Origin of the sequence: Streptomyces sp. NPDC096013 (genome assembly GCF_044763565.1) — a bacterium.
Lineage (GTDB): Bacteria > Actinomycetota > Actinomycetes > Streptomycetales > Streptomycetaceae > Streptomyces.
On the sequence record NZ_JBIWGK010000009.1, the window covers coordinates 415346 to 437134 of the forward strand.

The window sequence follows — 21789 nt, forward strand, 5'->3', positions numbered from 1 at the left end:
CCGTGGGGGGTTCATTGGCGAACCCCCTTTGCCTTTGCCGGTGTTCACGTGAACCCCCTTGTGGACGCTCCCGGTGGCGTGGTCCGCGTCGTTCACTGGTCGGCACAGATCGGAGGGCCAAGGGGCCCTTCAGTGCTCGGGAGGGAACGCGGTGGACGTGCAGCACAGCAAAGACTCGGCGAACGCCTCGACGACAGGCGCTCCACGCCGTTCGCCGTACGACCCGACCACCGGACATTTCCGGGCGTTGACGCTCTTCGCTGAATCGCCGGATTGCAGCAAAGCAGCCCGCGACATGGTGGGGTCCTATCTCCGGACCTGGGAGTTGGGGCACGCGGTCGAGGACTCCCAGCTCATCGTGTCGGAGCTGGTCGGCAACGTCGTACATCACGCGGTGCCGGATGACTCCAGGGCGATCCCTGGTGCCGCACGGCGAATCGACGTCTCGCTGATGACGTGGCCCGAGGTGCTCGTGATCGGCGTCGCCGATGAGGACTCAACTCCTCCTGAGCTTGCGGCGGGTGAGTTCGTCTCGCCGGATCTCGCAGGCGACTTCTCCGAAGCCCTGTTGCCGGACCGGGGACGCGGGCTGCTGATCGTTCAGCGGCTGGCCGACGCGGTGTGGTGGTCCCCGCAAGACAGAGGCGGCAAGACCGTTTGGTGCCGTCTGGATCTCGACCGGGTGCGGGCTGAGAACTCGGCCTGAAAGATGCCGGGCTACCGCCTCTTGTTTCACTCCCTCGCGATCGGGAGTGGGTGGCGGCCCGGACTCCGGCCGGAGTCTGACCCCTTCGGCCACGGAGCGCGGCTCCTCGGAACCCCGGGAGCTCCCCTCCCGATTGAGGGGCCGCGCTTCACAACTTAAGACCGAAACCGGGCCACCCCGTCAGCCGTGGAAAGCGAAGGGTGGCCCGGCAGGGGACGCAGCGGTCCCCGGTGCCTGATGGTACCGGGGCCGCTGCGCTGCGTCGCTTCTGGCCCTGAAATCAAGCGAGTTGACGAACCGTCAACCAAGAAGGGTTGAGGTGGACGCGGTGACTGGCGCGGGTGAGGACTGGCTGAGAGATGGTCTGGGCGTCGACGGCATGGACTCCGGTCTGTGGGTGTCCGGCGTCGACTATATGCAGGGGTGGCGTGAGGCTCGGGGAGTCGCTGACCGATTGAACCGGGCGTTCCTCGGTGTCGGGTTCGAGCTGTCCGAACTGCGGGCGGTCGCCTCGACCAATGAGGAGGGGCGCGGGGTCGTGCGGGTGTCGGGCTGGCCGGGTGCTGTGAACCGGCTCGCCGGTCTCCTGGAGGCGCTCGCGGATGGCGACGGCGGTGCGCGGTGAGGCGTCGTCTTGCTGGTGAGTGCGGTACGTGGGCACGTCGCCGGGTGTCGAGACTTTGGGCGGTAGCTGCCATGGGGCGAGTGAACAGGGGGCCTTACGCTCGCCGGCGGATCGGGCAGTCTCTTGGAGCCTGCCCGTGTTCAGCCCGATCGGCCCCCTGTTCTTCGAGGCTCGCCCCATGGGAGCTGCCTAAAGTCTCGACACTCGGCGACCCCCAGCCCCCAACACCCCTGCCTACGACGGCCGTTCGACGCTTCGCCTCCGCCGGCGCGCTGTGGTGGTGCGGGGCGCTTGCCGACCGGGCGGGACCGGCGGCCACGCCGCACGCCCGGCCGGGGCGGCAGGGCGCCCCGGCGCGCCGCAGGCGCGCCCTTGAGGAAGTGAAGACTGTTTCGACCGATGCCCATTGCCGCTCAGGTGCGGGTGCGTCGGGCGGGCTGTTTGTCGGCGGTGATCCGGTAGGCGAGTTCGGCACGGTCCGCCCCCACGCGCAGCTCTTCGAGCAACAGCGGGCGGTCGTCGCTGCCGTGCGCGGTGCGGGTCACGTGCAGGATCGGCGTCGCGTCCGGGAGGCGGAGCGTGGTGCGTTCGTCGGGCGTCGGCATGTGCGCGCGGACGGTCTCGGTCCAGGTGAGTTTGTGTCCGGCCTGGGTGAGGACCCAGTAGATCGCTGCCGGGGGCTTGCACGGTTCCTTGCCGAGCAGCGGGACGGCTTCGGCGACCTCGAAGGGGATCAGGGTGCGGTGGATGGCACGCGTTCCGGTGGCGGGGTCGGTGAGCAGCCGGTCACAGCCGAACAGGGCTTCCTCCTGGTCGAGTTGGAGGAGTCGGCCGGTGTCCTTCGTCGTGTGAGTGCGGTAGGTGCTCGGCTCCTCAGCCTCCTGCCAGATGTCCCCGTTGGGCATCACGAACCTGCCCTCGCTGCTGTGGCTGATGCGGCGCTCCAGGGTGAGCGCGGGCTGTCCGTCCGTCCGCACGAAGCTGCCCTTGCCGTGCCGGACATCGATCAGGCCTTCCGCGCGCAGGGCGGCAATCGCGTTGCGGACGGTGGGACGCGAGACCTCGTAGCGGGTCATGAGCTGGGTCTCGGACGGCAGCATCGAGTCCGGGGCGAACTCGCCGGACAGGATCGCTTCGCGGATGGCGGCGGCGACCTGCTGGTAGAGGGCTCCGGGGCGCTGGATCTCCGACATGGCGGTATCTCCGGGTTGAGGTCGTAGTCACGTCGCACGTGCGACATCACTCGTCAGCATAAGTACTTGCGCTCTCGCCGTACAGAGCCTCATAGTCATAACTCGTAAGGACAAGTGACGTCTGAATATGTCAGGCGTCCGACCGGCCTAGGAGGCCAACGAAATGCAGTCCATTCCCGTGGACACGGCGCGACTGGGCGTACTGCGGTGCGCCATCGCCCCGGAAACGAAGATCAGCAACTTCGAGACACAGGAGGTGAAGAAGGACCGGGACGGCAACCCGGTCTGGACCGTGGCCGTCACCGTGCGGCAGGACGGACGCCGTATCTCCGTCATCGAGATCGCGGTGAGCGGCGAACCCAAGGGCATCCAGGAAGGACAGGTCGTCCGCGTCACCGGGCTGACCGCGTTCATGTGGTCGATGGGCGACCGGCACGGCGTCAGCTTCCGCGCCGACGCCATCACCCCCGTGCACGGCACCCCGGCGGCGCACGGCAAGGGCGGTGACGCGTGATGGGACCCGTCCTGCTCGCCCTCGCCCTGGCCGTACTGGCGTGGCTGCTGGTCGTCGGCGACCTGGTGCGCCGGCACCGCCCGGCCTGGCACTGGTACGTCGTCGGGTATCCGCTCACCGCGTGGCGGGTGCTGTTCACCTGGCGGCGGGTCGCCCTGCTCAACGACCTGTCCGTGTCCAAACTCCCGGCACGGACGCTGGTCGGGCACCTGATCGTCAAGGGCGATCCGGTACGGCCAGTGGCACCCCGGGCCTCGTTCCCGCGCGCCACCCGCATGGGGCTGAGCGTGACGGTGCGGCTGCACGCGGGCCAGACCCCGATGACGTACATGAAGGCGGCCGAAGCGCTCGTGCATGCGTGGAGAGTCCACGCGGTACGCGTCACCTCGCCCGAACGCGGTGTGGTGCTGCTGACCGCGATGGCCAGCGATCCACTGGAGCGGCCCGGCTTAGCCACCGCTCCGGCCGAGTTGCTGTCCGCGCTCATCGGGGCGCTGGAGTCCGGCGGCGCCTGGGTCATGAACCTGCGCCTCGTGCCGCACTGGCTCATCACCGGGGCCACCCGCTCCGGCAAGTCAACCCTGCTGGCCCGGCTCATCACCCAACTCGCCACACAACCCGTCGCCCTGGTCGGCATCGACTGCAAGGGCGGCATGGAACTCGGCCTGTTCACCGCGCGGTTGAGCGCGCTGGCGACCTGCCGACGCGAAGCGGTCGCCATCCTGTCCGCCCTCGTGGTCGACATGCAGGACCGCATGAGTGCCTGCCGGACGGCGGGTGTCCGCTCGATCTGGGAACTGCCCGACAAGCTCCGCCCGATACCCGTCGTCGTGATCGTCGACGAGATCGCGGAGTTGTACCTGTCCGACGGCACCCGTGACAGCAAGGCGGAAGCCGAGCAGTGCTCGACCCTGCTGCTGCGCCTGGGCCAGCTCGGGGCCGCGCTCGGCCTGCACCTGGTCGTCGCCGGCCAACGCGTCGGCTCCGACCTCGGCCCCGGCGTCACCGCCCTGCGCGCCCAACTCGGCGGCCGGATCTGCCACCGCGTCAACGACCCCGCCACCGCCGAAATGACCCTCGGCGACCTCAACAAGGACGCCGTGGCCGTCGCTCAGACGATCACTGCGGAGGAACGGGGCGTGGCCGTGTGCACGGGCCCGGACGGCGGATGGAGCCGCGCCCGCTCCCACCTCACCCCCACGCAAGAGGCGATGTCCACGGCCCGCAAGTACTCCGGCATGACCCCCGAACTGCCCGCCATCGGCCGTGCCCTTGCGGCGCTGGAAGGAGATGACAAGTGAACAGCCCGGATGTGATCAGTGAGGGTACGGCGTTCACGTTCGCGGTGATCTTCGGGATCATCACCGTCCTCCTCGTCCGATCCCGTGACGTGCGGGCCTGGGAAGCGGTCTGCGTCGGCCTGTTCGGGGTCTACCTCGGCCAGACCCCCGTGGTCTTCACCATCCACGGCCTCGTCATCTGGTTCATCAGCGGTTTCTCCCACACCTGAGCTGAAGGGATCCACCACCATGCCCATGTCTCGCGTGAGGTGCCCGTTCTGCAAGGGCGACGGCGCCCGCAGGACCTGGACCGGACGGCTGCGGCGCTGCCGCGTCTGCCGGGGCACCGGAACCATCCGCTGACCGACACCCCATAACCCGCACCACCGAGAGGACACCCCATGGACAACGGCGCACCACCACCCACCCACCGAGCCGCTTCGGCGGCCCACCCCGGAAGGTCCCCACCATCACCCCGGAGTTCACCCCGGCTGACAGGCGCGCCGCCCTCGACCGCGCGGCGCGCCTGCGTCAGCTCCCCGAAGCAGACCGCGACGCACTCCGTATTGCCCAGGACCCTCAATTCCCGCGCTGGCTGGAGCAGATCACCGCAACCGGCGGCTGCGCCCACCCCGTCCACCTCTCCGGCTCCACCACCACCCTGGACGGCACGACCGGCGAGATCCTCCACCACTACGAGACCCGCACCGAGCCCGGCGAACGCCTCCTCGTCCGCTGCCGCAACCGACGCGCCACCGTCTGCGCCCCCTGCTCCCGCCTCCACGCAGGCGACACCTTCCACCTCGTCCGCGCGGGCCTCCTCGGCGGCAAGAACATCCCCGCCAGCATCCGCAACCGACCCCGCCTCTTCATCACCCTGACCGCCCCGTCCTTCGGCCCGGTCCACCGCGCCGGAGATGACCGGTGCCGCCCCCGCCGCGACGGCGGAACTTGCGAACACGGACGCCCCCTCGGCTGCGGCACTGTCCACGCCCCGGACGCGCCCGTTGTCGGTCAACCCCTGTGCCCTGACTGCTACCACTACCCGGGCCACGTGCTGTGGCACGCGCACGCGTCCAAGCTGTGGGACCGGTTCGTCATCGACGTTCGTCGGCGCCTGGCGTCCTCGGCCGGCATCGTTCAGTCCCACTTCTCGGCCCATGCCCGGCTGTCCTTCGCCCGCGTCGCCGAGTACCAGAAACGGGCAGCCGTCCACGTCCACGCCGTCGTCCGCCTCGACGGCCCGAACGGCCCCGACGACGACCCCCCGGCGTGGGGAACGGCCGAGCGGCTGATCGATGCTGTACGCGCCTCCGCCCGGCGGGTCCAGGTCCACACCCCCTACAGCCCGGCCGTGGGTGAACTGGCCTTGCGCTGGGGCGGCCAGCTCGATGCCCGTCCGCTGCACTCCAAAAGTGATGGGCCCGACGATGACGCCGTGGCCGCGTACGTCGCGAAGTACGTCACCAAAGGCGCCAGCGAAACCGGCGCCGGCATCGACCACAGGGTCACCACCCGGGACGACATCGAAATGGCACCCGTCAGCGAACACGTCCGCACCCTCATGCGCACCTGCTGGCGCCTCGGCGCACTGCCCGAGTACGAGCCTCTGAACCTGCGCACCTGGACCCACACCCTCGGCTACCGGGGGCACATCCTCACCAAGTCCCGCGCCTACTCCACCACTTACGCAGTCCTCCGCGCCGAACGCGCCCACCACGTAGGCCATACCGACCTCCCCGACGCGGTCACCGATCGGCACTGGCGCTACGTCGGCTCCGGCCACACCCCCGGCGCCGCACTCATCGCCACTGGAATCGCCGAAGATCTGAAGGCCAATCGGGAAGCGGCTCATGACGCCGTCTCCGCCACGTCCGGAGGCGCCCTTGGTACCGGATGAGTTACGGAGACGGGTTGCCGAGTCTCGGGCCCGGCAAGGACTCCCCCCGGTCATCGAAGACTTGGCAGTGATCGAACGCGTTGCGCTCGCCTTCCGCCTCGTCGAGCCGGATCCGTCCGAATCCGGGCCTCCCGACAGAGACTCTGCGCTATTGGGGCGGCTGAGAGCACAGCCGCCCCACGCGTAACGCTAGTTGTCCTGTTTCGTGATGTAGGTGACTGCACCCATGGCGATACCAAAGCAGCCTGCAATGGTCGCGCCTCCTGCACCCACTGCTGTTAGCGGCGATGCACCGAGCACAGCCACGAGAAGGCCAGCCAGGAGCCCGAAGATTACGGACGCCTCAAGAGCGATCAGAACTTCATAAAGCCGGTGGTTACACACCTGAGAAGGAGCAGACACGACGGTCCTTCCGAGTTCCATGCGGACATCGGCAGCCGGACATGTCGACGGGAAACACACATGAATCCAGACGGCCAATGTCAACGCAGCGAGAACGTTGCCAAGCGACGCATGGGGCGCCCTGGAGCCACCACGTGGCAGAACACACGTGGTAGGACGCTGTTCATGTGCATCCCCCGATCTGCTGCGCCTCTGGGCGCCCAGGTCATTGAATTCCAGAGTAGTACAACCGCCCAACGCTTCAATAGAGCACAGCGGTTGATCGCTGGCTAGGCAATCCAGTCGAATACAAAGCGATCTTCGTCCCATCGCTTCCTCGGGTTCGCCGGACGTACCTCGATCGACCGCACGCACGCCGTGACGATCGCCCGGCGCTGGGAGTTGTTCATCTTCTTCCAACGTGCCTGCATGTCCTCGAAGCTGCCGACGAAATCCCTGAGAACCGCGATCCGCGAGACCTTCGCGAGTTTGGCCCGGTTCTGGATCAACCGGTCCTCGATGGGCTGGCGGGCGATCATCCATTCCTTGCGGCTGATCCTTCGCTCCCCGACGTCTAGGGCGAGGGCTTCAAGGTCCTCCTCGTCTTCCCGGATCTCGTCGTACAGCTCCTGCCCTGCGTCGTCCTGATCCCGCAGGCGCCTCATGAAGGCGGGCGACTCCAGTGCGGCCAACACCATGTCCCGCACGTGTTGGTCGGTCCGCTCGGCGTTGGTGGCCGTACCGGCGCACGCGTCCGTGCCTGGGGTGTTGGGGCAGACGTACCGGGCTACACCGCTCCGGGGACGGCCGCTCATTCCCCACCCGCACGCTTTCCCGTCCTCCCTCGGCTTCCCGCAGCGCAGGACGCCGGAGAGCAGATAGCTACGCCTTGTCGTGCCCTCCACGCGGCGTCGCCGTGCCGGGTCGCTGAGAATTCTTCGTACGCGGTCCGAATCCTCGTGGCTGACGATTCCGGGCCAGACAGCATCGGCAACGATCTCCCCGAGCAGCGGGCGCGTCCCCTCCCACGAACCGCGCGGGGTGTGCTCACGACGTCCACTGATCCGGGCCGACGCGAGTAATCGGCGCAGTCCGCTCGGCTTCCAGGGCTTGCCCGCTGGACTGACGATCCCCCGTGCCTGCCAGTCACGGCAGATGCTCGCCAGGCTCTCGTTCGCAAGCACACGCCGAACGCCCTCACGAAGCATCTCCGCTTCGCTCTCGTGGATGGTCACGCGGTCGTCCTCGTACCCGAACGGACGCTTCCCGCCCCCGGCCACCCGCCCCGCTTCGGCGGCTTGGCGACGCTGGCGTGTCTGGCGCTCGGCCTTGTGCTCCGCCTCGTGGCGGGCGGCGGCTCCCAGCATGCGAGCGACCATCCGGCCAGTCGGTGTTGCAAGATCGATCTCTCCGCTCACGGTGGCGAGTTCAACGCCTTGGCGGTCCGCGAGATCGATGACGTCTTCCAATTCACGCGGCGATCGGGTCATCCTGTCGACGTGCCATACCGCTATCGCCTCGACCTCACCCCGACTCACCGCCGCCAACAGTTCCTGCCACGCCGGCCGGGGCGCTCCCGAATACGCGCTGACGTCGTTGTCCGTGTGGACGGCCACAACGTCCCACCCCACGCGGTCGCACAGTGCCCGGCAGTCCTCTTCCTGACGCGCTACCCCGAGTCCGGCGCCACCCCGGTCCTGGCTGATCCGGCAGTAGATCGCTGCTCGCCTCGTACCCGAAGTGCCCTTCGTACCCGTGGAGTTCGTCATGGGTCACATAGGTACACCCTCGTAGGGACCGGGGTGTCCTGCCCGATAGGTGTGGCGCCGGCCGATGGCTGAGGGCTCCGCGCCGACCGCGCAGCAGGCGTTCGCCTCGTTGATGCGGGCGCGGATCGCACCGGGGCTGCGGGCGCTCGGCTTCAAGGGGTCGGGGTGGACATACGAGCTGCCCCATCTGGAGACGTGGGCGCTGATCGGTTTCCAGAAGGCGTCGCGCGGTACGGCGGAGCACATCGAGTTCACGGTCAACGTGACCGTGGCCGACAAGCGCGGCTGGGCCCAGGCGCGCCGGCGCGAACCACACCTGCCGGCCCGCCCCAGCCCGAACACGGTGTACGGCGCGGCAGCCTGGCACAGCCGTATAGGCAGGCTCCTCCCCGCGAACCGCGACACCTGGTGGACGATCTCGGCCACGACCGACCCCGAGCCGGTTGCCCGAGGGGTCATCAGTGCGGTGACGGAGTACGCGTTGCCCGCGATCCGGGAGCGGCGGCTTGCGTGAGGGCGGGTCGCGTAGCGGGGAGCGGTAGCGGGCCGCGGGAACGGTGGAGAACTGAAGGGGCGGTCGGGAACCGCGGGGCACCACAGGTGACAGGCGACGGCAGCCACCGAAAACCGGTGGCTTCGTGATCCGCCGCGCCCCCACCCTGTACGCCATGGAAGAACAACCGCAGCGCGGCATCCGAGCGGTCCACTCGGAGTCCACGATCACCGTGTACCAGGCGTATCCCCCGGAGATCGGCCTGCCGGCCGCGCGTGACGGGCGGTTCGGCGGGGCGTGGAGGCGGGACCGGATGGCGTGGATCAAGCCGTCGTTCCTGTGGATGATGTACCGCTGCGGCTGGGGCACCAAGGCGGGCCAGGAGACCGTTCTCGCTGTCGACATCACCCGCGAGGGTTTCGAGTGGGCGCTGCGGCATGCGTGTCTGTCGAGTTACGTCCGTGGGGTGCACCCCGATCTCGCGGGCTGGAAACGGGAGTTGAGGAGTGCGCCGGCCCGGGTGCAGTGGGACCCGGAGCGGGATCTGCGCCTGCGGCCGCTGCCGTATCGCTCGCTGCAACTCGGTCTCTCCGGTGAGGCGGTGCGGAGTTACGCGGACGAGTGGACGGTCGGCATCCGCGATGTGACGCCGCTGGCCCGCGAGATACACGCACTCGTGAACGGCGGCGACCTCGACTCGGCGGCGCGATTGCTGCCTCGGGAGCGCCCGTATCCCGCGGGCGACAAACTCCTTGCCCACCTTCGGGGTTGACGGATGAGCACGGACGACGACGTATCGACACTGCTCGCGGCACTGTGGCGGGAGCGGTGGCCGTCCGGCCCGCCCGTCGCCCATGCGTTCCGCAGTACCTACACGGATCGCTGGGTGAGGTTTCACAGTCTGCCTGGTTCGAAGCGGTATCCGGAGTCCGAAGACGAGTACGCCGTCGTGCTGCACCGGTACAACACCGTCCTCGACGAGTTGTTCGCGGGCGCGGAGGTCTTCGTGGTGTCCGTCGACTGGTACTGGTCGGGGCCATCCGCCAGGCCCAACCCCTGGTCGGGGCCGCGCCGGACACTGCACCCCGACGGCATCCACTGGTGGACCGAGTCGGACGAGGACGACCCGGAGCTTCGCACCCACACTCGCTTCTACGCCGACTGGCGCGCATGGCGACACGGTTGCGTCGACGAGCTGCTGCGCGCCGTAGCGGACGACCTACTCCATGACGTGTTCGTCACCGACACCGGCCTCCGGCGCATCCACCATCCTTACGACGGTGGGGCGGACGTCATCCTCACCACCCCCGCGGAACGGGACCACCTCCGCGCACGGCACACCGACTGGCTGTCCGGCCAGGCATCGGGCCTCTGACAGGCCAACTGCTGGATGCCGAACATGACTTGCTGCGAGCGCCAGACCTCCGCCCGGCTGGAACAGGACCGGCACCACTACGCTGCCACGTCGTGACGAAGACACGTCTCGACATCGATCGGATACGGGCGGCCCGGCGGGTGATCGACCCGGTGTTTCTCGGTACTCCGCTGTATCGCTGCGAGGCGCTGGAACCAGGTCTCGGGTGTGCGGTGAGCGTCAAACTCGAGACGGCCAACCCGGTGCGCAGTTTCAAGGGGCGCGGTACCGAGGTGGTCGCGAGTCTGCTCGCCGAGCGGGGTCCGCGGGCCGTGGTGTGTGCCAGTGCCGGCAATCTCGGGCAGGCCCTCGCCTGGTCCGGTCGTGGTCGGGGGCTCGATGTGACCGTCGTGGCGTCCCGTTTCGCGACGGCGGCCAAGCTGGATCGTATTCGCGCGTTGGGTGCTCGGCTGGAACTGGTGGACGGGGACCATGAGTTGGCCCGCGAGCGGGCGGCGGCCGTCGCGCGGTACGAGGGCGTCCGGCTGGTCGAGGACAGTCTCGACCTTGAGACCTGCGAGGGCGCGGCGACCATCGGTCTGGAACTGGTGGAGGCGCTGGGGCAGGTGGAATGGGCGGAATGGACGGAACCCGTTGAACTGGCGGACACCGCGCGGCCGTTCGACACCGTGCTGGTCGCGCTCGGCGGTGGGGCGCTGGCCACCGGCGTGGGGCATGTGATGAAGGCCCTGGCGCCCGGTGTCGAGGTGATCTGTGTCCAGCCGTCGGGCGCGCCGGCGATGACGCGGTCGTGGCACGCGCGCCGTGTCGTCACGACGGACTCGACCGACACCATCGCCGACGGTGTCGCCGGGCGGTACCCCATCCCGGCCGTCCTGGACGATCTTCTGCTGGTCGCCGACGATGCGGTCCTCGTCCGGGAGGCGTCGATCGTCGCCGGTATGCGGATGCTCCACGACCACGCGGGCCTCGTCGTCGAACCGTCGGCCGCGCTCGGCATCGCGGCGGTCCTGGAGGACCGGGACCGTTTCGCGGGCCGGCATGTGGTCACCGTCGTGTGCGGCAGCAATGTCGATGCGGATGCCTATCGGCGGTGGGTCGCCGGGGACACCGCCAACCGGCCATGACGACAGCCCCGACGCCCGAACCCACCAAAGCCCAGCGCTCAGCACTCAGGGTCCAGCCCAACCGGAGCCCACGCCCCGGCCCGGATCGGCTCGGCAAAGCCTCACCGCCCGCCCCGGCGAAGCCCGGCCGCCCAGCCCGTAGAAGCCGTGCGGCCCAGCCCCTAGGAGCCAGGCCGCCGGACCCCGTCAGCGTTCAGCCCCGCCGAACCCGACGGCCGAACCCGACCGAACCCACCCCTCCCGCTCAGCCCTCCGTACGAGCCGGCAGCCGCCAGCCCGGACGAGGGAAGTGGCAGGTGTACCCGTCCGGGTACCGCTGGAGGTAGTCCTGGTGCTCGGGCTCCGCCTCCCAGAACGGGCCGACCGGCTCCACCTCGGTGACGACCTTGCCCGGCCAGAGGCCAGACGCGTCGACGTCGGCGATCGTGTCCTCGGCGATGCGCTTCTGCTCGTCGTCGACGTAGTAGATCGCCGAGCGGTAGCTGAGGCCGATGTCGTTGCCCTGGCGGTTCTTGGTGCTCGGGTCGTGGATCTGGAAGAAGAACTCCAGGAGCGCGCGGTAGTCGGTCTGCTCCGGGTCGAAGAGGATCTCGATGGCCTCCGCGTGCGTGCCGTGGTTACGGTACGTAGCGTTCGGCACGTCCCCGCCGGTGTAACCGACCCGGGTCGCCGTCACGCCCGGGAGCCGGCGGACCAGCTCCTCCATCCCCCAGAAGCATCCGCCCGCCAGCACGGCCCTCTGCGTCTGCGCAGCCATTGCGACCCTCCAATTTCCGTCACTCGGTCCTAGGGGCTGCTCGGCACATACCTCACCGGCGCCCTTTACCCAGTGTGCTCAACACACGAGGGCCTCCGGCGATTCCACGACCGACCCGCCTCGCCCGTATGGCCGCCGCGCGCCTGCGTCCCCCGGGCCTGGGGGCGCCGCGCCCCGCCCCACGACCGTACCGCCCCGCCCCTACGACCGCCCGGCCTTCCGCCTCACACCCGACGGCCCGGCCTCCGCCTCACCCTCACAACCGACCCGCTCCCCAAAACCACCCCACTCCCCCGCCCCCACTTCGCCCTACCCCACCACCCCGAACCCCCCGATCCGCTCCTCCAACAGCTCCGCCAGCCGCAGCGGCGTCCGGTCCTCGTACATCGGCCCGATGACCTGTACACCCACCGGCAGCCCCTCGGGTGAGCGGCCCGCCGGTACCGCAGTGGCGGGCAGTCCCGGCATGGTCGCGACGCCCGCCCAGACCAGCTGGTCGAAGTACGGGTACTCGACGCCGTCGATGTCGAGGCGGCGCTGCTCCCCGTCGGGGTGGTGGTCGTGCGGGAACGCGGGCGTGGGCGTGACGGGGCACACCACGGCGTCGAACTCCGCGAAGAGCCGCCGCCAGCCCTGCCGGTGCCGCTCGCGGCGGCCGTTCGCCTCGATCCAGTCGCGGTGGCTGAACACCAGGCCGCGCACCCGCGCCGCGTCGAGACCCTGCGCGTCCGACCCCAGCGCGGCGGCGCGGGTCCGCCACTCCTCGTAGAACTCGACAGGGAAGCGCGCGGAGAAGCCCGCGAACAGCAGCTGGGTGTAGAGCAGTGCCGCCTCGGTCGGGTCGGGCAGGAGCGGGCTGTGCCGTTCGACGCGGGCGCCGGCGTCGGCCAGTGCGGCGGCGACCCGGTCCACGCCCGCCCGTACGGCGGCACCGGTCGGGATGAGCGGGTGGTCGTCGAGGACGAGGAAGCGGAAGTCGCCGAGCCGCTCGTGGCGGGCGGGCGGCAGGGCCAGGTCGTAGGCCATGCCGAGGGTGAGCGGGTCCGGGCCTGCCATGACGTCGAGCAGGAGGGTGAGGTCGCGGGCGGTGCGTGCCATCGGGCCGACGACGGCGAGGTCGGGCTCGGCCGGGTAGGGCGGTGCGGTCGGCGGGACCATGCCGCGGCTCGGGGCCAGGCCGAGGGTCGGCTTGTGGGCGTAGACGCCGCAGAAGTGCGCGGGGGTGCGCAGCGAACCGGCGATGTCCGACCCGATGGACAGCGCGCCGAACCCGGCGGCCAGGGCAGCCGCCGATCCGCCGGAGGAACCGCCCGACGTACGGGTGTGGTCCCAGGGGTTGTTGGTGGTGCCGTAGATGTCGTTGAAGCTCTGCACGTCCTGGAGGGCGAGCGGCACGTTGGTCTTGCCGAGGATCACCGCGCCCGCTTCCTTGAGCCGCGCCACCTGCACCGCGTCCTCGGCGGGGACGTGGTCCCGGTGCGCCGGGATGCCCCAGGTGGTGGGCAGCCCGGCGATGTCGTACGACTCCGTGACCGTGACCGGCAGCCCGAGCAGCGGCCGGTCCTCGCCTCGGGCGCGTGCCTCGTCGGCGGCGCGTGCGGCGGTCCGGGCCCGGTCGAAGTCCGGTACGCAGATCGCGTTGATGGCCTTGTCGTCCCGCTCGATACGGGTGATCGCCTCGTCGGTCAGTTCCACCGAGGACACGTCACCGGCGCGCAGCGCGGCCATGAGTTGCTCGGCCGTCGGGAAGTTCTCAGCATCCATGGAAACGACCGTAACGACCCCGCCGATAAGCCACGAAATACCGTTCCGTACAAGGGACTTCAGGCCACCGGCCCCGGCGTCTACGAACCCTTCCTCCGCGCGGCCACCTGACGGGGAGCGTCAATTCGCCCGCTACGACGAGGCGTTGAGGAGTGCGGGGACCGCACCCCCGTACCGGTGCTCGTGGTCGTCCGGTCCTACGGGGCCGGTGAGTCGTTCCTCACCGGGTGGTCCCGCTTCCGTACGGCCGCGTCAGGATCTCCAGGACGTGTCCGTTCGGGTCGTCGAAATAGACCCCGCGGCCACCGTCGTTCGTGTTGATCTCGCCCTCGCGGCGATGCGCCGGGTCCGCCCAGTACGTGAGCCCCGCCGCCTGGATGCGACCGAAAATCGCGTCGAAGTCGTCCTCCGAGACCAGGAACGCGTAGTGCTGCGGAGCGATCTCGGCGAAGCCTGAACCGGGTTGGTCCATGTAGTCGAGGGTCACGCCGTTCGGGATCGCGACGGGGATGAACGGGCCGTACTGCGGGCTCACTTGGAGCCCCAGCAGGTCGGCGAGGAATCGGGCCGAGGTGTGTTTGTCGTGCGCGGCGACGATGGTGTGGTTCAGCTGCACGGTCATCGTGTGGGCCTCCTCATGCCACGCTACTCCGACGGCAAGATAAGGTAAGCCTTACCTGACCGGTCTGATCGGAGAGACAGTGACAGTGCGTGCGTTCAAGAGGAAGGCTGTCACGGCGATGGTCGCCGTGTCCGCCGTCGGGGGGTTGCTGGCCGGTTGCTCGTCGTCCGCCGACAACGATGCCGAGAACACGGCTGACAGCCGGCAGAACACGGTGATCGGCGCCTCCGAGGGGCCGTCCGCCGCGCCGAGCACGCTGGAGACCGGCATGGGCTCGGACACCGACACCGACGGCACCTTCCCCCGTACGGTCACGCACTTCGAGGGCAGGACCACGATCGCGGCGCAGCCCACGAGGATCGCCGTGCTGAGCACCGGTCAGCTCGACGACCTGCTCTCCCTCGGTACGGTCCCGACGGCCACCACCCGCGCCGACAACGCCGGACTCGTCCCCGACTACCTCGCGAACGCCTTCCCTGCCGACAAGTCGAAGCTCGCCGCGATGACGGACGCGGGCACGCGCCAGGCGCCCAACCTGGAGACCCTCGCCGCCGCGAAGCCCGACCTGATCCTCGCCAACGACTCGCTCGGCGACCTCTACCCCAAGCTGTCGAAGATCGCGCCGACCGTCATCACCGCGGGCAACGGCATCAACTGGAAGCGCGACCTCCTCCTCGTCGGCGACGCGATCGGCAAGGGTCGGCAGGCGCAGAAGCTGCTCGACGGGATCGTCGAGGACGCGGGCGAGAAGGGCGAGGCGCTGTCGAAGACCTCCGTGTCGATGCTGCGCTTCACACCGGGCAGGACCCGGATGTTCGGCGTCTCCTCCTTCACCGGTTCGATCGCCGTCGACATGGGCCTGGACCGGCCCAAGTCCCAGCAGTTCAAGGCCATTTCGGAGGACATAGGCGCCGAGAGCATCGACCGGGCCGACGGTGACTGGATCTTCTACTCGGTGCAGGGCGACGCCTCCAAGACCGACGCCGCGAGCGTGCTCGCCGGACCGCTCTGGAAGTCGATGAGCGCGGTCAAGACCCAGCACGCCGTGAAGGTCGACGACGACCCCTGGTACCTCAACGCGGGCCCCACCGCCGCCCGGCTGGTCGTCCTCCAACTCGCCGAGCACATCAGCAAGTAGAGCGACCCGAAGGACAAAGGACAGCAGAGAGTACGCAGTGAGCGTCAAGCGCCTCGCCTGGCCGGCGGCCGTCCTCGCGGTGGCCGCCGCCGTGCTGCTCAGCCTCGCCGTCGGCACCCGCCAGGTCCCCCCGTCCGCCGTCCTCGACGCCCTTGTGCACGGCGGCAGTTCACCGGACGCGTTGGTCGTACGGTCGCTGCGGCTGCCCCGCACCGAGATCGGGCTGACGGCGGGCGCGGCGCTCGGTGTCGCGGGCGCCGCGCTCCAGGCCGTCACCCGCAACCCGCTCGCCGACCCCGGCATCCTCGGCCTCAGCCAGGGCGCGGCGGCCGGTGTCGTCCTCGCCATCGCGACCGGCCTCGCGAACGGTTTCAGCGGCTACGTCTGGTACGCCTTCGCCGGCGCCGTCCTCGCCGCCTGTCTCGTCTACGGCATCGCCGCGCGCGGCCGGGGCGGGGCCTCCCCGGTCAAACTCGCCCTCGCCGGTACGGCGTTGTCGGCGATGACCGCCGGTGGTACGACCGTCGTCCTGACGTCGAGTTCGGCGACGCTGGACCAGTTCCGGTTCTGGCAGGTCGGCTCGCTGAGCGGCCGGGACGCGGACACCGTCGTGGAGATGCTGCCGTTCCTGCTGGCCGGGGCGGTGCTGGTGCTCGCCTGTGCGCGGGGGCTGGACGCGCTGGCCCTCGGGGACGAGACGGCGCGGGCGCTGGGGCACCGGGTGGGGGTCGTACGGGTGTGTGCGGCGCTCGGCGCGACCCTGCTGGTGGCGTCCGCGGTGGCCGCCGCCGGTCCGATCGCGTTCGTCGGCCTCGCCGTTCCGCACCTCGCCCGGCGCCTCACCTCCGGCGGCCACCGCGGCCTGCTCCCGCTGTCCGCACTGCTCGGTGCCGCGCTGCTGGTCGGGGCGGATGTGGCGGGGCGGGTCGTGCGCTCTCCCGCCGAGGTGCCGGCCGGGGTGATGACGGCGTTGGTGGGAGTGCCGGTGCTGGTGATACTGGTACGGCGGAAGGCGACGGCCGTATGAAAAGCGCCTCCCGCCTCACCGAGCCCGAGCCCGCGACCGCGACCGCGACCGCGACCCCTCCCGCTCCCGCTCCCCCTCCCGCTCCCGCTCCCGGCGCTTTCCGGCCCGTCGGCGTCACCGTCCTCCGCCCTCACCCCTCCGTCTCCCTCCTCCTGCACCGGCGTTCGGCCGCCGTCGCCGCAACTCTCGTACTGCTGCTGGCCGTTGCGATGCTCGCCGCCGCCTGCCTCGGCCAGACCTACATCGCGCCCGGCGCGGTCTGGCACACCCTGCGGACCGGTTCCGGTCAATACGACCTGGTCGTCAACGAGTTGCGGGTTCCCAGGATCGTGCTCGGCGCGCTGGTCGGTGTCGCCCTCGGCCTCGCCGGAGCGCTCGTGCAGACCGTCACCCGGAATCCGCTCGCCAGTCCGGACGTGATCGGTGTCGGGCACGGCGCCGCCGCAGCGACCGTGCTCGCGCTGTCCGCCGGAGTCGTGAACTCCCCGGGCGCGATGCCCGCCGTCTCCGTCGTGGGCGGACTCGCCGCCGCCGCGCTCGTCTACGTGCTGGCGTGGCGGCACGGGATGCAGCCGAGTCGGTTCGTGCTGACCGGGGTGGGGATCGGGGTCGCGCTGTCGGCCGTCGTACAGCTGTATCTCTCGGACAGCGAGCTGGAGGCCGCCGAGACGGTCAAGCTGTGGCTGACCGGTTCCCTCAACGGGCGGGGCTGGGAGCAGGCGGCGCCCTTGGCCGTCGTCCTGCTGGTGTGTCTGCCCGCGCTGGTGTGGGCGAGCCGGGCCGTGCGGCCGCTCGGGCTGGATGCCGACACGGCGGCCTCGCTGGGCGTGCGGGTGGACCGGACGCGGCTGGCGGTGACCGTGCTCGGGGTGGTGCTGGCCGCGACGGCGACGGGGGCGGCCGGGCCGATCGGGTTCGTGGCGCTGACCGCGCCGCAGTTGGCCAGGCGGCTCACCCGTACGCCTCAACTGCCGTTGGTGTGCTCGGCGTTGACCGGGGCGGTGATCCTGGTGGCCGCCGACCTCGCCGCTCGCACGGTGCTGCCTCCGCTGGAGGTTCCGGTGGGGGCGCTGACCTCGTTGGTCGGGGGGCCGTACCTGTTGTGGCTGCTGGGGCGGAACCGGGCGGGGAGCTGAGGTTCGTCTGCGGCCGCGGGCCGGTGGGGGCCGGTCGCGCAGTTCCCCGCGCCCCTGGGTGTGAGCCCACCGGGCGCCTTCAACGGCGGGGAGCCGACGTTCGTCGGCGGCTGCCGGCCCGTGGGGGCCGGTCGCGCAGTTCCCCGCGCCCCTGGGTGGGGAGTCGCCAGGCGCTTTTCAGGGGCGCGGGGAACTGCGCGAGCAACCACGACGCACCCGCACTCGACCACGCACCGGCATCCCTAGCGCGCTCCGGGCCCCGCCCACGCACCCGCACCCCAACCGCGCTCCGGGCCCCGCCCCCGCACCGGGCCCCGGAGCAGTGCGGCTCCGGGGCCCGGGGTGAAGGGACGGCGTCAGATGGTCGCCGTGTCGATCACGAACCGGTACCGGACGTCACTCGCCAGCACCCGCTCGTACGCCTCGTTGATCTGGTCCGCGGAGATGACCTCGATCTCGGCGCCGAAGCCGTGCTCGGCGCAGAAGTCCAGCATCTCCTGGGTCTCCCGGATGCCGCCGATGCCGGAACCGGCCAGGGTCTTGCGGCCGCCGATCACGGAGAACAGGTTGAGGGAGACGGGCTCCTCGGGGGCGCCCACGTTGACCAGCGCGCCGTCCGTCTTCAGCAGCGAGAGGTACGCGCCGAGGTCGAGCGGGGCCGAGACGGTGGAGATGATCAGGTCGAGGGTGCCGCGCAGTTCCTCGAAGGTCTTCGGGTCGCTGGTCGCGTAGTAGTGGTCGGCGCCCAGCTTCAGGCCGTCCTCCTGCTTGCGCAGGGACTGCGAGAGGACGGTGACCTCCGCGCCCAGGGCGTGCGCGATCTTGACGCCCATGTGGCCGAGGCCGCCCATGCCGATGATCGCGACCTTCTTGCCGGGGCCGGCGTTCCAGTGCTTCAGCGGCGAGTACGTGGTGATGCCGGCGCAGAGCAGCGGCGCCGCCACGTCGAGGGAGATGCCCTCGGGGATGCCGACGACGAAGTTCTCGTCGACGACGACCTTCTCGGAGTAGCCGCCGTAGGTGGGCTCGCCGTCCTTGCCGACGGAGTTGTACGTGCCGACGTTGCCGCCGGTGCAGTACTGCTCCAGACCGGCCTTGCAGTTGTCGCACTCACGGCAGGAGTCGACCATGCAGCCGACGCCCACACGGTCTCCGACCTGGAACTTCGTGACCCCGGGGCCCACCTCGGAGACGATCCCGGCTATCTCGTGGCCGGGGACCATGGGGAAGATGGCCTCGCCCCAGCCCTCGCGGGCCTGGTGGATGTCCGAGTGGCAGATACCGGCGAACTTGATGTCGATCAGGACGTCGAACTCACGTACGGCCCGGCGCTCGATGGTGGTGCGCTCCAGGGGAGCCTTGGCGGCGGGGGCTGCGTATGCGGCGACTGTGGTCATGCCGGAACACTCTCCTAGCGGGGGGTTTGTGCGCCCGGCCGCCTTCTGACCGGGCACGATGAAAAGCCTGCCCGAAAGTCCCTGGGCTACCCAGGCCACGCTTCTGCGTACGTCCGCTGTGCCTACCACCAGCGAGGTCAGGCTCCCGGTCGTACGACCGGGAATACTGGACCGTATGGACGAACACCCCGAATCCGCCCCCGGGCCCGCCGACGCCGGTCCGCCGCTGGACCGGCGGGCCGAGCTGAGCGAGTTCCTGCGTACCCGGCGGGCCCGGCTGAAGCCCGAGGACGTGGGCCTGCCGGACTTCGGGCGGCACCGCAGGGTGCCCGGGCTGCGCCGCGAGGAGCTGGCGCAGCTGGCCGGGGTGTCGGTGGCGTACTACACCCGCCTGGAACAGGGCAACGGACGGAACGTGTCGGCGGAGGTCCTGGAGGCGATCGCCCGCGCGCTGCGCCTGTCCGACGCGGAGTCCTCGCATCTGACCCACCTCGCGAAGCCGAAGCAGCTCAAGAAGAAGCCGTCGGCCCCCGCCCAGCAGGTCCGGGCCCCGCTACGGCAGCTGCTCGACGCGTTCGAGTCGGTCCCGGCTTATGTCACGGGCCGCCGCTCGGACATCCTGGCGTGGAACCGGATGGCCGCGGCCGTCTTCGGCGACTGGTCGGAGCTGGCGCCGCAGGACCGGAACTGGGCGCGGCTGGTGTTCCTGCGGCCCGAGTACCGCGAGCTGTTCGTGGAGTGGGAGCAGAAGGCCTCGGACATCGTGAGCATGCTCCGCATGGACGCGGGCTGCCATCCGGACGACCCCCGGCTGTCCGGTCTGGTGGGCGAACTCTCCGTGAAGAGCGAGGAGTTCAGGCGGCTGTGGGCGACCCATGACGTCAAGGAGAAGACGTACGGCGTCAAGCGCCTGCACCACCCGCTGGTCGGCGATCTCACGCTGCACTTCCATGGGTTCCGCCTGGACGACGGCTGTGAGACGAGCCTGATCACCTACCACGCGGAGCCGGACTCGCCGTCGGCCGACGCCCTGCGCCTGCTGGCCAGTTGGGGCACGGACGCGACCCGCGCGGGCGCGTCGACCCAGCGCCCCGACCTCACTCCGTGACGCCGAGGTCCGCCCGCATCAGCTGCCGCATGGCCGCCAACCGCGGTTCTGCGTCCTTGAGTCGGAGCAGCGACGCCCCGGCGCTCTCGCCATCGCGGGCCAGGCCCCGGTCGAGCCGCTTCACGGCGGCGTCGGCCTCGGCGAGGACCTGGTTCACCGCGCGGGACGCGTCGAGGATCCGCTCGGGTACGACCATCTGCGCCTCGGCGTACCGGTCCCGGTAGTCGCGGCGGGCCTCCTCCAGCTGGTCGCGCTCCAGCTCGGTGTAGACGCCGTCGCGGAGCCGGTGCAGGGCGTCCTTGAGCAGCGTGTGGAACTGCCGCGAGGCCCTGTTCATCGCCGTGTAGGCCCCCCGCCGCTCCTCGAACCGCCGCCTGCGCTCGGCGAGTTGAGCCTCGTCGGCACGCTGCCGCGCGGTGAGCCGCTGACTGAGGACGGGGGCGAAGAGGGTGCCGAGCACACCGACGACGGCGGTGATCATGGCGGTGACGGCGGCGGTCATGGGGGTGACCCTATGGGACCCCGGCACGCCGATGTCACCCCTGGTAGGGCGGCATCGACCCCCAGCCCCAGCGCGGCACCGGCTGGTCGGCGGGCGGCTGTGCGTCCGGGCCGGAGAAGTACACCGCCAGCCGCGTCCCCCACTCCACGTACGCGAGGAACGCCGACCGGAACTCCGCGTCCGTCGGCAGGCCCGCGTCGTCCGCCGCGTCCTGGATGAGGTCGACCCAGCGGCGCCGTTGTCGCTCGCTGATGTTCTTGCCGAAGTGTTTGGCGACCATGTGGCCGTGGCCGCCCTGGGTCTCGGAGTACGTCGCCGGGCCGCCGAAGACCTCGCCGAGCCAGAGGGCGACGTGCTCGGCGTGCTCGGGGGCCAGATCTGCGAAGAGGGGGGCGAGGAGGTCGTCCTTGAGCACCTTGTCGTAGAAGACCTCGGTCAGCCGGGAGAAGGTCTCGGCGCCGCCCGCCCAGTCGTACGGGGTGGGGACGGCCGAGCCGTCGCCGCGTACCGGTGTCGGGCGGTAGTGGCGCATCTCCTCGATGTGCTCGACGTACGGGCCGATCTCGGCGAGGAACGGCGGGAACAGCTCCGATCCGCGGAAGCCCTCCAGGTGTGCCTCGGTCGACGTCCAGGTGATGCGCAGGACGAAGTGCTCGGCGGCCTCCTCGCAGCGGGCCAGTTCGTACGCCACGCACTGCGGGGCGGCGGCCAGCTGTCGGGCGGCACGGGTGTAGGCGGCCAGGAACTCCGCCGACCGCTCCTCGGGGACGCGGTACCGGATGTATTCGACGCTCTCGGCTGTCATGGAGTCACGGAAACACGGACGGCCCGCCGGAAGCTGCACTTCCGGCGGGCCGTTCGCTGTCGGCCTATTCGGGTACTAGGTCGTGTCCGCAAAGTCCCGTCGTCCGCCCGGAGGGCGGGCCTCGCGGCGTCCGGTGCGTGCGCTCGGTGTGCCGCCCGGAAGCCCCCGTA

General features: G+C 70.3%; 22 protein-coding genes. 14 read left to right on the forward strand and 8 right to left on the reverse strand.

The features are described from left to right. The first annotated feature begins 151 nt into the window (after nt 1-151). Nucleotides 152-706, forward strand: coding sequence for an ATP-binding protein (locus ACIRB1_RS29650; protein ID WP_403467573.1), 555 nt, complete (start codon nt 152-154; stop codon nt 704-706). 328 nt (nt 707-1034) lie between these two features. Then, on the forward strand, nt 1035-1331 hold the full coding sequence (locus ACIRB1_RS29655; protein ID WP_403467594.1) for a hypothetical protein: 297 nt from the start codon (nt 1035-1037) through the stop codon (nt 1329-1331). A 413-nt stretch (nt 1332-1744) separates the two neighbouring features. On the opposite strand, the gene ACIRB1_RS29660 is transcribed toward ACIRB1_RS29655, so the two are convergent. Beyond that, nucleotides 1745-2524, reverse strand: a complete 780-nt coding sequence (locus tag ACIRB1_RS29660; RefSeq protein ID WP_403467574.1) for a GntR family transcriptional regulator — start codon at nt 2522-2524, stop codon at nt 1745-1747. Between the two features lie 163 nt (nt 2525-2687). On the opposite strand from ACIRB1_RS29660, the gene ACIRB1_RS29665 reads away from it, so the two are divergent. From ACIRB1_RS29665 to ACIRB1_RS29680, 4 genes are all read left to right on the forward strand, one after another. Beyond that, nucleotides 2688-3038 (forward strand): hypothetical protein, encoded by a 351-nt coding sequence (locus ACIRB1_RS29665; RefSeq protein WP_403467575.1) that lies wholly within the window; start codon nt 2688-2690, stop codon nt 3036-3038. After that, a complete protein-coding gene (locus ACIRB1_RS29670; RefSeq protein ID WP_403467595.1) occupies nt 3038-4339 on the forward strand; it encodes an FtsK/SpoIIIE domain-containing protein in 1302 nt (433 codons plus the stop codon). Before ACIRB1_RS29665 ends, ACIRB1_RS29670 begins: the two co-directional genes overlap by 1 nt. An 11-nt stretch (nt 4340-4350) precedes the next feature. Next, nucleotides 4351-4548 (forward strand): hypothetical protein, encoded by a 198-nt coding sequence (locus ACIRB1_RS29675; RefSeq protein ID WP_352180100.1) that lies wholly within the window; start codon nt 4351-4353, stop codon nt 4546-4548. 296 nt (nt 4549-4844) lie between these two features. Beyond that, nucleotides 4845-6218 (forward strand): replication initiator, encoded by a 1374-nt coding sequence (locus tag ACIRB1_RS29680; protein ID WP_403467596.1) that lies wholly within the window; start codon nt 4845-4847, stop codon nt 6216-6218. A gap of 671 nt (nt 6219-6889) precedes the next feature. Here the strand turns inward: ACIRB1_RS29680 and ACIRB1_RS29685 are convergent. Further along, nucleotides 6890-8368: a recombinase family protein gene (locus ACIRB1_RS29685; protein WP_403467576.1), complete on the reverse strand. Its 1479-nt coding sequence runs from the start codon at nt 8366-8368 to the stop codon at nt 6890-6892. Nucleotides 8369-8432: 64 nt separating this feature from the next. Between ACIRB1_RS29685 and ACIRB1_RS29690 the strand changes: the two genes are divergently transcribed. The 4 genes from ACIRB1_RS29690 (at nt 8433) to ACIRB1_RS29705 (ending at nt 11363) form a co-directional block, all read left to right on the forward strand. Then, nucleotides 8433-8882 (forward strand): DUF4304 domain-containing protein, encoded by a 450-nt coding sequence (locus tag ACIRB1_RS29690; protein ID WP_352180920.1) that lies wholly within the window; start codon nt 8433-8435, stop codon nt 8880-8882. Nucleotides 8883-9036: 154 nt separating this feature from the next. Next, a complete protein-coding gene (locus ACIRB1_RS29695; RefSeq protein ID WP_403467577.1) occupies nt 9037-9633 on the forward strand; it encodes a DUF4291 domain-containing protein in 597 nt (198 codons plus the stop codon). 3 nt (nt 9634-9636) lie between these two features. Further along, nucleotides 9637-10236: a hypothetical protein gene (locus ACIRB1_RS29700; RefSeq protein WP_403467578.1), complete on the forward strand. Its 600-nt coding sequence runs from the start codon at nt 9637-9639 to the stop codon at nt 10234-10236. Between the two features lie 92 nt (nt 10237-10328). Then, nucleotides 10329-11363, forward strand: a complete 1035-nt coding sequence (locus ACIRB1_RS29705) for a threonine/serine dehydratase (protein ID WP_403467579.1) — start codon at nt 10329-10331, stop codon at nt 11361-11363. Nucleotides 11364-11607: 244 nt separating this feature from the next. Here the strand turns inward: ACIRB1_RS29705 and msrA are convergent, their stop codons facing one another. The 3 genes from msrA to ACIRB1_RS29720 form a co-directional block, all read right to left on the reverse strand. Beyond that, nucleotides 11608-12120 (reverse strand): peptide-methionine (S)-S-oxide reductase MsrA, encoded by a 513-nt coding sequence (msrA, locus tag ACIRB1_RS29710; RefSeq protein ID WP_266771903.1) that lies wholly within the window; start codon nt 12118-12120, stop codon nt 11608-11610. Nucleotides 12121-12429: 309 nt separating this feature from the next. Further along, the gene (locus ACIRB1_RS29715) at nt 12430-13884 is read right to left on the reverse strand and encodes an amidase (RefSeq protein WP_403467580.1); all 1455 of its coding nucleotides are present in this window, start codon (nt 13882-13884) and stop codon (nt 12430-12432) included. Nucleotides 13885-14104: 220 nt separating this feature from the next. Next, nucleotides 14105-14506 carry a VOC family protein gene (locus ACIRB1_RS29720; protein WP_352180930.1) on the reverse strand — a complete coding sequence of 134 codons (402 nt, stop codon included), beginning with the start codon at nt 14504-14506 and terminating at the stop codon, nt 14105-14107. A 118-nt stretch (nt 14507-14624) separates the two neighbouring features. On the opposite strand from ACIRB1_RS29720, the gene ACIRB1_RS29725 reads away from it, so the two are divergent. Genes ACIRB1_RS29725 through ACIRB1_RS29735 form a run of 3 tightly spaced genes read left to right on the forward strand, consistent with a single transcriptional unit; the run spans nt 14625 to nt 17807 of the window. Then, nucleotides 14625-15644, forward strand: coding sequence for an iron-siderophore ABC transporter substrate-binding protein (locus ACIRB1_RS29725; protein ID WP_403467597.1), 1020 nt, complete (start codon nt 14625-14627; stop codon nt 15642-15644). A 37-nt stretch (nt 15645-15681) separates the two neighbouring features. Beyond that, nucleotides 15682-16671 (forward strand): FecCD family ABC transporter permease, encoded by a 990-nt coding sequence (locus tag ACIRB1_RS29730; RefSeq protein ID WP_403467581.1) that lies wholly within the window; start codon nt 15682-15684, stop codon nt 16669-16671. Next, a complete protein-coding gene (locus ACIRB1_RS29735) occupies nt 16668-17807 on the forward strand; it encodes a FecCD family ABC transporter permease (protein ID WP_403467582.1) in 1140 nt (379 codons plus the stop codon). The genes ACIRB1_RS29730 and ACIRB1_RS29735 overlap by 4 nt, the downstream gene beginning before the upstream one ends. A 356-nt stretch (nt 17808-18163) precedes the next feature. Here ACIRB1_RS29735 and ACIRB1_RS29740 read toward each other — a convergent pair whose 3' ends face one another. Continuing rightward, entirely contained in the window at nt 18164-19204 is a 1041-nt protein-coding gene (locus ACIRB1_RS29740) for an NAD(P)-dependent alcohol dehydrogenase (protein ID WP_328829439.1), read from the reverse strand. Nucleotides 19205-19379: 175 nt separating this feature from the next. On the opposite strand from ACIRB1_RS29740, the gene ACIRB1_RS29745 reads away from it, so the two are divergent. Next, entirely contained in the window at nt 19380-20312 is a 933-nt protein-coding gene (locus ACIRB1_RS29745) for a helix-turn-helix transcriptional regulator (RefSeq protein ID WP_352180933.1), read from the forward strand. Here the strand turns inward: ACIRB1_RS29745 and ACIRB1_RS29750 are convergent. After that, nucleotides 20302-20814 carry a hypothetical protein gene (locus ACIRB1_RS29750; protein ID WP_352180934.1) on the reverse strand — a complete coding sequence of 171 codons (513 nt, stop codon included), beginning with the start codon at nt 20812-20814 and terminating at the stop codon, nt 20302-20304. The two genes, ACIRB1_RS29745 and ACIRB1_RS29750, sit on opposite strands and share 11 nt — an antisense overlap. A 34-nt stretch (nt 20815-20848) precedes the next feature. After that, nucleotides 20849-21619 (reverse strand): antibiotic biosynthesis monooxygenase, encoded by a 771-nt coding sequence (locus ACIRB1_RS29755; protein WP_352180935.1) that lies wholly within the window; start codon nt 21617-21619, stop codon nt 20849-20851. Nucleotides 21620-21789: the final 170 nt, after the last annotated feature.